This is a genomic window from Streptomyces sp. NBC_01298 (genome assembly GCF_035978755.1).
Taxonomy (GTDB): domain Bacteria; phylum Actinomycetota; class Actinomycetes; order Streptomycetales; family Streptomycetaceae; genus Streptomyces.
This window is the reverse complement of record NZ_CP108414.1, coordinates 2,344,277-2,356,205: the sequence shown is the minus strand read 5'-3', so window position 1 is coordinate 2,356,205 and position 11,929 is coordinate 2,344,277. Positions and strand designations below refer to the sequence as shown.

The 11,929-nt window shown below is 68.3% G+C and carries 11 protein-coding genes; 6 read left to right on the top strand and 5 right to left on the bottom strand.

Translation table 11 applies throughout. From position 1 onward, the window contains the following. The first annotated feature begins 52 nt into the window (after positions 1–52). Positions 53–880, top strand: coding sequence for a DUF2182 domain-containing protein (locus tag OG730_RS10540; protein ID WP_327304007.1), 828 nt, complete (start codon positions 53–55; stop codon positions 878–880). A gap of 18 nt (positions 881–898) precedes the next feature. Here OG730_RS10540 and OG730_RS10535 read toward each other — a convergent pair whose 3' ends face one another. Further along, positions 899–1,519: a DUF1326 domain-containing protein gene (locus tag OG730_RS10535; protein ID WP_327304006.1), complete on the bottom strand. Its 621-nt coding sequence runs from the start codon at positions 1,517–1,519 to the stop codon at positions 899–901. Between the two features lie 456 nt (positions 1,520–1,975). Between OG730_RS10535 and OG730_RS10530 the strand changes: the two genes are divergently transcribed. Then, a complete protein-coding gene (locus tag OG730_RS10530; RefSeq protein ID WP_327304005.1) occupies positions 1,976–2,632 on the top strand; it encodes a DUF1326 domain-containing protein in 657 nt (218 codons plus the stop codon). A 702-nt stretch (positions 2,633–3,334) separates the two neighbouring features. Here the strand turns inward: OG730_RS10530 and OG730_RS10525 are convergent. Further along, positions 3,335–3,697: a hypothetical protein gene (locus tag OG730_RS10525; RefSeq protein WP_327304004.1), complete on the bottom strand. Its 363-nt coding sequence runs from the start codon at positions 3,695–3,697 to the stop codon at positions 3,335–3,337. 176 nt (positions 3,698–3,873) lie between these two features. Between OG730_RS10525 and OG730_RS10520 the strand changes: the two genes are divergently transcribed. After that, positions 3,874–5,271 (top strand): hypothetical protein, encoded by a 1,398-nt coding sequence (locus OG730_RS10520; protein ID WP_327304003.1) that lies wholly within the window; start codon positions 3,874–3,876, stop codon positions 5,269–5,271. Positions 5,272–5,313: 42 nt separating this feature from the next. On the opposite strand, the gene OG730_RS10515 is transcribed toward OG730_RS10520, so the two are convergent. The 3 genes from OG730_RS10515 to OG730_RS10505 all read right to left on the bottom strand — a co-directional run bounded on the left by OG730_RS10515 (position 5,314) and on the right by OG730_RS10505 (position 8,047). Beyond that, positions 5,314–6,096, bottom strand: coding sequence for a nucleotidyl transferase AbiEii/AbiGii toxin family protein (locus tag OG730_RS10515; RefSeq protein WP_327304002.1), 783 nt, complete (start codon positions 6,094–6,096; stop codon positions 5,314–5,316). Further along, complete coding sequence (locus OG730_RS10510) at positions 6,096–6,422, bottom strand: hypothetical protein (protein ID WP_327304001.1); 327 nt, start codon at positions 6,420–6,422, stop codon at positions 6,096–6,098. Before OG730_RS10510 ends, OG730_RS10515 begins: the two co-directional genes overlap by 1 nt. An 830-nt stretch (positions 6,423–7,252) precedes the next feature. After that, complete coding sequence (locus OG730_RS10505; RefSeq protein WP_327304000.1) at positions 7,253–8,047, bottom strand: hypothetical protein; 795 nt, start codon at positions 8,045–8,047, stop codon at positions 7,253–7,255. 1,159 nt (positions 8,048–9,206) lie between these two features. Here OG730_RS10505 and OG730_RS10500 point away from each other — a divergent pair. From OG730_RS10500 to OG730_RS10490, 3 genes are all read left to right on the top strand, one after another. Beyond that, on the top strand, positions 9,207–10,145 hold the full coding sequence (locus tag OG730_RS10500) for an LnmK family bifunctional acyltransferase/decarboxylase (RefSeq protein WP_327309211.1): 939 nt from the start codon (positions 9,207–9,209) through the stop codon (positions 10,143–10,145). A 244-nt stretch (positions 10,146–10,389) separates the two neighbouring features. Continuing rightward, a complete protein-coding gene (locus tag OG730_RS10495; protein WP_327303999.1) occupies positions 10,390–10,680 on the top strand; it encodes an acyl carrier protein in 291 nt (96 codons plus the stop codon). Then, positions 10,677–11,900 carry a beta-ketoacyl-[acyl-carrier-protein] synthase family protein gene (locus OG730_RS10490; protein WP_327303998.1) on the top strand — a complete coding sequence of 408 codons (1,224 nt, stop codon included), beginning with the start codon at positions 10,677–10,679 and terminating at the stop codon, positions 11,898–11,900. Before OG730_RS10495 ends, OG730_RS10490 begins: the two co-directional genes overlap by 4 nt. Positions 11,901–11,929 lie beyond the last annotated feature (29 nt).

Below are 11,929 nucleotides of genomic sequence, written 5' to 3'. Positions count from 1 at the left end.
CTGTGCTGAGCTGGAGTTGTCCTCGGGCAACGGCGCCGCTGGGAGGCCTGCCATGCCGCACGTCCACCTCGAAGCGCCCGCGCCGACCCGGCCGGGAGTCCTTCTTCCGCGGCGCGATCTGGCGGTCGGCTGGACGCTGATGGTGCTGATCGCCGTACTCGCGTGGGTGCTCACGGTCGGGCAGGCCCGTCACATGGGGATGGAGCCGGGCACCATGGGGCTGGCGCTGCCGCTCTTCCTGCTGCTGTGGGTGGTGATGATGGCGGCGATGATGCTGCCGTCGGTGGCCCCCGTTGCCATCACCTGGGTACGGGGGATCAGCCGCTCCTCGGCGGGCCCGACCCGTGCACTGCACATCGCCGAGTTCGTCAGCGGTTACCTGCTGGTCTGGACCGGCTTCGGGCTGCTCGCGTACGGCGCCCTGGCGGCGACCGGGGACCTGGTGCGCGGCGATCCGCAGGCGGGGCGCTGGATCGGGGCCGGGGCCTTCCTCCTCGCGGGGCTGCATCAGTTCGGGCCGCTGAAGGGGGTCTGCCTGCGGCACTGCCGCAATCCGATGTTCCAGTTGCTGCGGTACTCGCGGTTCCGGCCGTGGGCGAAGGATCTGCGGGTCGGCGCGCACCACGGTCTGTACTGCGCCGGCTGCTGCTGGGGGCTGATGATCGTCCTGATCCCGCTCGGCGTGATGAACGTGGCGGCCGTGGCGGCGGTGATCTTCCTGGAGAAGCTGTGGCGGCAGGGCCCTTGGCTCACCTGGGCCGTCGGGACCGCCTTCCTCGTCCTGGCCGCTCTCGCCCCCTTCCAGGACTGGCTGCTGCCGGGCCTGGAGGGCGCCCCGATGGAGGAGATGAACCGGATGACGGACCTGACCCCTGGTTGACCAGGAACAGATTGCGCGCTACCGCCCTACGGGCGCTCCCTCGGGCTGCTCACTGGAGAAGGTGTACTCGGACTGCTCTCCGTACGCCGGTTCGAAGGAGAGGCCGAAGGCAGTCGAAGTGCCAGTCGTGCGCCCCAAGGTGAACTCGGTGGAGAACCCGAACATCGCGTTCTTCATCGTCGTGGGACCGCCATCGGGACCACGCAAGGGCTCGAAGGCGAGATCGGTCCTCCCGTCGACGCTGAGCCGTGCCCTCTCTCCGTCAGTGAGGGAGACACTCGCCCGCTCCACGCCGAGGTACTCGCCGTAGAACTGGGACAGTTCGCCGAACGCACCGCCTTCGCGCCCGGACAGAATGCGCTCCAGCGCGTTGACCTGCTCGTCGCTGGCACCCGTGTCGACGACGATGCCGACCTTCCAGTTTCCGGCCGTCAGGTGGGAGGGGAAGTGGTTGTAGAAGGCGAACGTCACCCCGGACAGGTCAACGTCGTCCAAGTGCCCGTCCGCCACATGAAATGCGGCGCACCCAAGGCATTCCTCGCGTCCCTGCGGGTCGTGCGGCTTCGCGTCGACGGCGCACCCGCAGACCAGCGCGCATGAGCAACCAGCCAGATAGTTGCCCGAGATGTTCCACGTCATGACTGCTCCCGACCGCTGCGAGTGTTCCGCCGTCCGACGGTGCGGACGACGCCGGCATCGAGAGCGAAGGGCGGGGAGCGCGCGGACCTCAAGGCGGGCACACGGCACCCCATGAAGCCGGCACTGACCGAGACAGCGGCGGCGGGTTCCACCCTGCTGACCGAGTCAAGGATCCTGTCCGGCGCGATGGCAGCGTGCATCTTCGCCTCGTCCCTGCGGACCTCGTCCGGCCCGAGGAGCCAGCCCTTCCCTTCAAGGCTAGGCGCACTTGCCACAGCTGTACAGATTCCCGGCCCATGGCCCCCGGCCCCCGGGCGCCCTCGGCTTTTCCCCTCTCGACGGAAGGAGGAGAATTGACACGATGACCCGTGCCGCCGAGCGGCTGTGGTGATGTCCGGCGGGGCATTGCCGCCCCCGTGTTCCCTGCCCGGTGCGGGGCCATGTGGAGGCGATGAGATGTCCGAGACGACGACAGCGACCATCCCGAGATGGCATGCGGCCGGGGACTGGTTCGACACGTGCAGGTGCAACGTCCCCTGCCCCTGTTCCTTCGCCCAATTGCCCACCTACGGGGAATGCGACGGCGTCCTGGCCTGGCACATCCGTGAGGGCAACTACGGCGTGGTACGGCTGGACGGCCTCAACGTGCTGATGCTCGGCTCCTTCGTCGGCAACGTGTGGGCGGAGCACACCGACTCGTACGCGGCCGTCTTCCTTGACGAGCGTGCCGACGACGCGCAGCGCGGAGCGCTGCAGATGATCTTCGGAGGGCAGGCGGGCAGCTGGCCCGCCGAGATGGTGACCATGATGGCCGCCGAGATGCGGGGCATGGACTTCGCCCCCATCCAGATCGACGTCGACGAGGACCTCGGCGGCTGGCGCGCAACGATCCCCGGCCGGGTGGAGGCGAGCGCGGTGGCCCTCACCGGGCCGACGACGCCGGAGGGCGCGCGAGTCCAGTCCACCAACCTTCCGGGCGCGGAGACCGGGCCGGGACAGGTGGCCACCTGGGGCCGCTCGACCGCGGACCGCGCCGATGCCTTCGGCTTCCACTGGAGCCGCGAGGGCCAGTCGAGCAAGCACATCACCTTCGACTGGACGGGCCCGGACTAGGTCATCCGGTCCCACGAGGTGACGCTGATAGTCCGAGGCGCCAAGAACGCGTGATGGTCAGCGAGGTCGAAACCGCTGCTCCTGACGTCGGCCTGCGTGCCGGAATCGGGCTGTCTCATGGTGTGATTCCGGACGTATGCGTGCCGCATTCACCCGCCTGTGTCCGATCTTGGCCGGTGCTTGCATGGCGAGACGACTTGACGGCCTGCCTTCCGCTGCATGGAAGGTCGCGAGCTGAGCCGTGGCGATCTCCGCTGACATACAGATGACCGCTGCCGCCTCCTCGCCTTCCTCCAGGGTGGCCCGACGGGGGCCGGTTGCGTACGTACAGGGGTCCGGCCGGGACGCGTTCTTCAGGCTCCGGGTCGTCGTCGTACTGGATCAAACACATGAGGCCCTCCCAGAGGAGCCACGAGTGGCAGTTGAGGCCCCGGATGCGGGGAGGCAGTCCGGGGCACGACACCGAAGCTATCCCCGTACCTGCACTCCCGAGGCCACCCCATGACGAGACCGATACGGCGACCGGCCAAGTCCTGACGGATCACTGACGGTCGGAGCCATGGCAGGAGGCCGAGCAGAGAGGGAAGAGGCCGTGCGAAGAGCCGTCGTCGGTGGGACCGGAACTCCGGGAAGCGTGGCCGCGGGCTCTCGGCTCAGGAGGAATGATCCCTCGTCATCTGGCTCCGGATATGACCGCCGTTCCTACCGTGTGCCGCTGCGCTCCCGACGACCACGCGCGAGCTGGCCCACCAACATCACGATGAGGCCGACGACGAGAATCGCGCCGCCGGTCAGGGTGCCGAAGAGCCGGGTGCCGGCGTCGTCGATCACCAGCCCGAAGACCACCTGCCAGCACAGTGCGAGGGCCGCCACCAGCTGGCCCGCGCCGTAGAGGCGAGGGCTGCGGACGTGGCGCCGGTTCATGGGGAGCACCCAGCCACGTGTGACCGCCGATATCCCAGAGGCGGCGATGAGCAATGCGATGACAACCACGGATGCGGCGAGGTACAGCTTCATGATCTCTCTCCCGCGTGCCGGGCCCGTGCCGCACGCGAGCGTGATCATGACATCTACCGCACCCCGCGTCCACAGGCTTCGCGCGGGCGCCCGGCGATCGGCCGGACAAGTCCCACCTGGTCGATACCGATCGCTGCGGGATCATTTCCCCGCTTCTGGGCTTGATGGCCGTCGATGTCCGGTAGAGCGGAGGCATCTGTCGGCTGAGAGCATGAGGTGGGCGCATGCGCCGCTGGTCCCCGTTGAACGACCGCCAACGAGAGCTCCTGCAGAGGCTGGATGCCGACGACGAGCTGGGCACGGTGTCGGCCGAACGGCTCTCCGCGTATGCACTGCGCGACCGAGGGCTGCTGGTTGTCGTACGTCGTGGCGGGGTGGTGCGGACCGAGGTCACCGACGCCGGGAAGTTCTATCTGGAGCACGGTCACCACCCGGAGGATCCGCAGTACACCGCCGTGTCCCAGGACGGAACCGAGAAGCCGCCCGTCCCGTACTCGGAGAGGGCTGTGGCCGGAGCGCGGCGTGCCAAGGCGGTGGAGTTGATCGAGCGGCTTTTGGCTGAGCGGCTGGTGGTCATCCCTGAGCCCGACGAGGCGACGGAAGCCGAATACCGGCGGGCCATCGACTACGCGAAGCGGCACAACCTCGCCCCGCCGGGGAAGCGCATCGAGAAACTCCGCCTGTGGAACCGCGACCTTCAGATCTCCCTGGAGGACGGGCCGCATCGCAACGCGAAGAGCGAGAGCCCGGAGGGTGCGCCGCTCCTTCCTGTGCCTGTCCAACTGCGGTCCCTTCATCCGGTGGTGGCTGCTCTCAAGGAAGACGCGAGTCGGCTCACCGTGTCCGCGCCTCTTCGGAACAGGGCTCTCCGTCTGCTCCAGGGGCTGTGCGCGGAAGCGGTGAAGCGCGGCTACGCGGTACGTGAGCGCCCGATGGATGAGAACTACCGCAGTCGGGCCTATGCGTACGGCGGCACGTACATCCCCTCTCGTCCCTCCCGGCGCGAGGGCGAGCTGGACCTGGCAGTCGGTGGCTTCACGTACACGGTGACCATCAAGCAGGAATTTCCGCTGTCCGAGGATCCGGAGCGGGCGCGGAGTCTGATGGTCGAGCTCCCGTACAGCCGATCGGGCCGTCAGAGCAAATGGGCCGACCGGAAGCGGTGGAGGCTGGAGGACGTCCTCGGTGCGGTCCTGCGCGAGGTGGAGGCCCGCTCCGGGGAAGACACCCAACGCCGGATCGAGGAGAAGCGGGCCGAGGAGGACCGGAAGGCCCGGTGGCAGGCCGCGATGGACTCGGCACGGGAGCAGGCGATCCAGGCCCAGCTCACCGCCGTCCTGCGTGACCAGGCGCAGGACTGGCATCAGGCGAACGCGTTGAGTAAGTACTGCGATGCCCTGGAGCGGCGGTTGGCCGCGTCTGACGATTCCGCAGCCCCGGAGGCAGTCTCCACCCGGCAGTGGCTGGAGTGGGCCCGCGGCTATGTGAGATCTCTGGATCCACTGCGGGAGCTCCCCGGGATGCCTGCGCCTCGCGCCCCCGAGGCGGAGGAGCTGAAGCCGTACCTGAAGGGCTGGACCCCGCGCGGCCCGGAAGAGCAGGGCTACTCCCGGCGCAGGTGATCGTCTGGCGCCTTGGCCCTGCTGTGGGCGGCTGTTCTTCGTTTACGGCCTGGCGGGCCTTCCGCGGTTCGGGCCGGGACGCGGTGGCGGGGTGGGGAGAGGGCTTGCGGTCTGCTTGTCGGGTTGGGTAGTGGACGACTGGACCTGCGACTCGCGGATTCCCGCAGCCTCGCCACGCACTCGCTGGGTGAGTTCGCGGTGCCAGGCGGCGAACTCCTGGCGGATCGCGGCCGCGGCCGGCGCATCGAGGCCGTAGGCGGCGAACTGTCTGTCGGTGTGGTGCTGGACGCGGGTGAGGGCGGACGCGTACTCGTCGAGACTGGGTTCGGCCTCGTTCTGCGCAGCCAGTTCCATCAGTCGGGCGTGGGTGTAGCCGGCCTTCAGCAGAGCGTTGACGTCGATGGCGTCCCGGACTTCGGCGCGGCCGAACAGGGCCCCGGTCTTGGCCGCGGCGAGGTCGTCGAGGTGGAGGACCGGGCCGAGGTCCGATTCGACGGCCGGGTGGTGCAGCAGGTCCCCGACCAGCTCCACCTTCGACTGGGCGCCGGAGGCGGGATCCGTGACGTGCAGGCGCGCGTACACCTGTGCCTGTTGGGTGACCTGGACCAGGTACCCGGCCGACTGGTAGGCCTCGACGAGGCGTGCGATCGCCTGTGGCAGCTCCCCCTCGGCGCGTCCGATCGGGGTGAACAGGTCGACGTCGTCACTCACGCGGCTGACGAGGCGATGAGCCTGGACGGCGTATCCGCCCGCGAGCCGGTAGCCGAAGTCCTCGGCGAGCGCTTCCAGGCCGATGCGGATGAGTCGATGGTGCAGATCTTCCACTACGCGGCCGCCGCCGACGCACTGGCGAGCTCGGGGAAGTGGGACTCCCAGGCGGCCCTGGCCGGGCGGGGCAGGAACAGGGCCTGCCAGTGGCTCCGCAGCACGTCCGCATTGAGGTGGGCGTGCAGGTCCTCGGGCGTCTGCGCCTCGCGGATCACCCGCTCGTACATCAGTACGACATCGGCGTCATCGGCCAGGTCGTACTCGTAGTGCGGGCCCCAGTCCAGGTGCCGGGGCAGCACCACGAAACCGTCCGCCGACCCGCTCAGCTCCCCGAGCGAGCCCGGCAGAATGTACGGCCGAAGCTGTGCGTACCTGCTGCTCATGCTCACCAGCATGCCCGAAACCGGGGCCCTGCGGTACGCGTACCCGCGATGGCGGCGCTTCCGGGAGCCGGCCGAGGCGGGGCGCGTGGCACGCCCGCCTCCGTGTTCCAGGTATCTGACCGGGCCAGGCCCGGGCGTTTTCCTGGGAGTACCGCCGACGGACACCCCCGCGCTTGCGGGATGGGCCAGGCAGCCATGCGCAGAGAGAAGGCGCGAGCTGTCTCGGCGAGAGCCTGCGGGCGGGCGCCGGGGCCCGCGGCCAGGCTGGAATGGTTCTCCGGACGTTCCTCATGGACCCCGCGGTGTCCCTTCGCGCCTGACTGGCTTCCCGGCCTGCTCGGGCCCTGTTTTGCCACGACAAGAGGCAGGCAAAGAGCGTCAGGGCGCCGCACATACCGCCCACTCTGCACGTAACGCACACCAGCGGCCTGTCCGATTTGCGCCTCACGAGCCGCTGACCTGCGGTTTCCTTTGACCTGTTTTTGCTAGATCTTATTTCGATGACCCATCATGTCGAGTGCGTCGCGATCCTTGAGCCCGTTGGAAAGGGCCTCTGACCTGCAGATTAGGGCAGTGTGCGTGATGTGCGCTGTGGGCGTTACGGGCGATATCTTGACGCAGATTTGACGCTCGTGACGCACGTTTGACGCACGCCGTCGGCGATCTCTGACGGGCCGTCAGGCGTGGAAGGGTGCGTTCCGCAGCAGATTTTGATCTTGCTGTGGGATGCGCCCTTTCCGGTAGTCGGCGACCGAGTCGGTCGGCGTCAGACCCGCGATCCGCCTTCTCCTCTCCGATTACGCTCTGTGATAATCCGAGGGGGCTCGCGACTAGTAGCCGGGGCCGTAGGGGTTCCATCCGTGCAGGAACGGCTGCAGGTCGTTGGCGCGAGGTTCGGGGATGTCGGGCAGGCGGAGCGTCCCGTTGAGCGGGTTCAGGCGCTCCACGTGGTCGGTGGCCCAGGCGATCCATGCCTCGGCTCCGTCCCTCTCCGGTCCGGTCGCCAAGGTCTCTGCGTGGAGGCGGAGGGCGTCGACGTACTCGGCCAGGCCCGCTGCACGGCGCCATGCTTGTTCCTGCGCTTCGAGGTGCTGGACTCGGGCTGCCTCGGCGAAGTCGATCTTTGCCCGTTGCATCGCGGCTTCCCATTGCAGCCGCTTCTCCCGTGCCGCCTCCAGGTCGGCCAGTCGTTTGCGTTCGGCGGCCTCACCTCGAAGTCCCACTTCCTGCACGATTTCGGCGAGCTGATCCTCAAGGGGGCGTGAAGTCGTATCGGCCCACTCCCCGGCCCTGTGTGGCAGCCCGCCGCTGACGCAGATTCGCAGGCGGTCGGCGGGGGAGGTGTCGTACCGGGGAATCCTTACCCAGGAGTGCTTCTCGGCGTCCGCGAGCTCCTTCTTCGTGGGGACGTGTTCGGTGCGGTCTTGTTCCTGCAGGATGAGGAAATCGCATCGCTGGCCCTGGGTGGTGATGGTGAAGTGGGGAGGGCCGTTTCGTCGGCGATGTGGCGCGGGTGCACTCTCGGCCGTTCCGAACGCGCTGGTATGCCCCAGCTTCTGCGTTGCGGTGAGCAGCGCGTGGATGAGGCGGAAGGCTCTGCCCTGTACGCCTTTGGTCAGCGCCATGGGCTGGGGGTGCGCCCGCAGAGCTCTGACCACGGGGTGTGGAGTGGGGAGCCGTGCCGGTACGGGGACGGGTGGCAGGACGGCCAAGCGCCAAGCGGGGGTGTCGACGAGCCGGATTTCGTATCCGTCGCGGCACCAGCCTGCGTGCAGTTCCTTGGTCGCAGGGATCTTTCCCGACCGCCGTGCTGCGGCCACACGGATAGGCCATTTCTCGGTCTCCCGACCGCTGGCTTCGCGTTTCACGATTCGGCCGCCGGCTTCAGTGAGCTCCTCCAGGAGCTGCTCGGTGACGGTCTTAGCCCTCTTCCGCGGGAGGGGGCTCGTTTTCGGCGATGACACAGGCGCGGCTGCCTTGACGCCGACCTTTTCGCCCTCGGCTACTTCAGGCGGCAGGGTTCCAGCCCGTGGTGCGGGCACGGTGTCTCTACTGCGAGGCTGATCGGGGGGAGGGGATCCGTGGTCCAGGTATTGCTGGCCGGCCTTGGTGAGGGCGACGGACCACCGCCCCTGGCTCCTGGAGACTTTGACCAGTCCCCGGCTGTGAAGAGCTTGGCAGCTGAGTTTGTGCGCGGTCCCCTCCCACACGCCGTCAGGGCAGCCTTGGCCGACCCATTGCAGCACCTGTTGCTGCCGTTCGTTGAGCTCTCGTGGCACCTGAACTCCCCACCGTGCGAATGCCTGCACGGGCATGCTCGCAGCCGCACTCCGCCTGGCGCGGGTGGAAAGGGGAAGGGGGTGGTGGCGACGATGAAGATTCGGACGGATGTAGGCATGTTCCGCAGGCCGTGCCACTTCGCACCGCGGCCTGACCTGGCCACAGCCGACAGGGAAGGGGCCGCCCTGCGGCAGGGGGTGGCCGCCTCGCTTGACGGCGTGGGAACAGGGCCGGCACTGCCTTGCACCCAGTACGCCTTCCGCGGGACCAGACCCACCCCGACGATGTCCTCCCCCGGAGTGCACACTTTGCCTGCTTGGCCAGACCCGTGGTGGAGCTGGTTCGATGCCGAGGTAGTCCATTTAGCGGCAGGAGATTTGGACTTGGAGGGGTGCAGGGACGATCTTCGTTGTCGCAGGCTGCGACGCGACCTACCGGCGTCCCTGGGCCGTCTGGCCTGGAAGGGGGATTGTGGTGAGTGATGTGCTGGCTCCTCCAGAGGGCATGCCTTTCTGCGAGGCGGAACGGACCGGCCCGGCGTCGGTGCGCCGGACGATGATCGTGCAACCTGGGATGTGTGGGCCCCTGCAGAACCTGGTCGCGTGCGTGGGCGACTGGACGTGGCAGACCGTCAGCATGGTGTGCGGCTTGGACGTGTTCAACGCCCGCGACGCACGGGGACTACCGTCCTACCTTGCCTTCTATTACTACCGCCTCACCTCCGGTTCCCGATTCCATCCCCGTGATCTGACGTTCGGCGAACGCATCGAGGTCGACTCCCTGGTCTTCAACAGCGGTCGCCTGTCCGTGGTGACGGTGCATCGGATCCGCCGGATCACAGCAGAGGGGCAGCCGCCGCTGCCCTTCGACGCGGACGAGATGTCCAGCCGGCCTCGCCCGGACTGCCTGTACGTCGAGAACCTCAACGTGTGGGTCTCGCGCAGCGATCCCCGCAGCAACGTCGCGCTCGTGCGCAGCGCACCGGTTGGTTTCACTCACATGCATCTGCCCCACGCGGACAGCCCTCGCCACCTTTGCGCACGCGCCCGCGACCTCGGGGTCTTCCCCGACTCCGCGCGCTCCCACTGGCCCCGTTCGGCACCCGACCTCGTCCTGGAACACCCTGTCGACGTCGTCCGCGATGTCAACGGGGTCGGCCTGCTCTATTTCGCCGCGTTCTTCCCCATTGTGGAGCGTGCTCAGCTCCACCAATGGCGGGCCTCCGGTGGCACTGACCGCGCCTTCCTCGACCGCACACTCCTCGACGCCCGCATCTGCTACCTCGCCAACGCCGACCTGGACGCCACCCTCACCCTCGCGCTGCGCACCTCGTACGATCCCGACGACCCGGTCCACCAGAAGAGCGACCTCGCCATCAGCGAGGCCACCACCAGGCGCACCATCGCGGTCGCGTCCTTCCGCCACCGCGCTCCCGTCGGCTGAGCCTGACCACGGCCCTTGTCGCCGGTTTCTACGTCTCCTCTGCTGTCAGCCCCTGCCGTGGCCCCGAGACGTCCCCGCGAGCTCGCCAATGCCGCGCGGCACCTGCACCCGGAAATTGCTGCATACGAATGAACACTTCTGTATACGCTTTAGAAATGACTTCTTCAGGGGATCGCGGGCGTGGTAGGAGTGAGGGGCGTCCTCGCCGGAAACGCCGGAAGGGCAACGGAAGCGGTGGTTTTTTATGGACTCTCAGATCGTCGAGGAATTCACTGAGGCGCGCCTGAAGGATCTCCTTCAGTCGCATTTTCAGATCGATCCGACGAAACTAGACGGGTCTGTCAGGTTTTCGGATCTGGAGCTCGATTCGATTGCCGTGATGGAATTGATCGTGGTGATCGAAGAGCAGACTGGAGTCGATGTCCAGGAAAGCCTTCTCGAGCAGATGAACCTCGACACCACGCTTGCCCAGGCGGTCGCTGCCGTGGACCAGGTCCTGCGGTCGGCTGGGGCCGCTGCGAAGAACGACGCATGAACCGCCACGCCGTGGCCGTCACCGGGCTGGGAATGGTCACGCCTGCAGGAGTGGGTGTCGGCGCCACTTGGGACCGCCTCTGCGGCGGCGTCCCCACGGCCACCCACGATCCGTCGATGGACGGGCTGCCGGTGACGATCTCCTGCCGGGTGGCGGATGCCGATCTCGAGCCGGCCCTGGCTGCCGGCCTGGCGTGGCGCACCGACCGGTTCATCCGCTTCGCTCACGCAGCGGCCAAGGAGGCCGTCGCCGACGCCGGGCTGGACTCCGCGCTGTGGGACGGCAGCCGGGTCGCGGTGGTGATCGGTACCGGGGGATCGAGCCACGACACCACCATCAAGGCCTGCCAGATCCTGGAGAAGGGCCGCCTCCTCGCCCTGTCGCCCACGGTCCTGCCCCGCAGCCTGCCGAACATGGCCGCCGGCGAGGTCGGGACCATGCTCGGTGCGCTGGGCCCCACCCTGGGCGTCACCACCGCCTGTGCGTCCGGTGCCAGCGCCATCGGCATCGCGAGCATGCTGATCCGATCCGGCGCGTGCGACATCGCCGTGGCCGGCGGGTCCGACTCCGGCTGCAACCGACTGGGATCGGCACTCTTCTGGCGCATGGGCGCACTGTCCACCCGCATGCACGACCCGGCCGGAGCGTCCCGTCCCTTCGACGCCGACCGGGACGGCTTCGTCCTGTCCGAGGGCGCCGGAGTCCTCGTCCTCGAAAGGTCCGAGCACGCCCGGGCCCGACGGGCCCGGGAGTACGCCAGGCTCACCGGCTACGGCTTCTCCGGGGATGCCCACAACCCGACGGTCCCCCACCCCGCGGGCGACGGTGCGGTCCGGGCCATGCACGCGGCGCTGGACGGCGCCGGACTCGCACCGCGCGACGTGGGACACGTCAACGCCCATGGCAGCGCCACACCGATGAACGACATCGCGGAAGCCACGGCGCTGCGCCGGGTCTTCGACACCCCGCCTCCCGTGACCGCGGCCAAGGGGGTCCTGGGGCATCTACTCGGCGGCAGCGGGGCCGTGGAAGCCGTCTGCTCGGTGCTCTCCCTGCACCATCAGCTCATCCCGCCCACCGCCAACCTCGACCGGATGGACCCGGAGATCGACCTTGACGTCGTCACCAAGGTTCCACGGCCCGCCCGGCTGGAGACGGTGCTCTCCAATTCCTTCGGTTTCGGCGGCCAGAACGCGGCTCTCGTGTTCCAGCGCCCCTGACATCGGCCGACGCATCAGGAGCCTGCGTG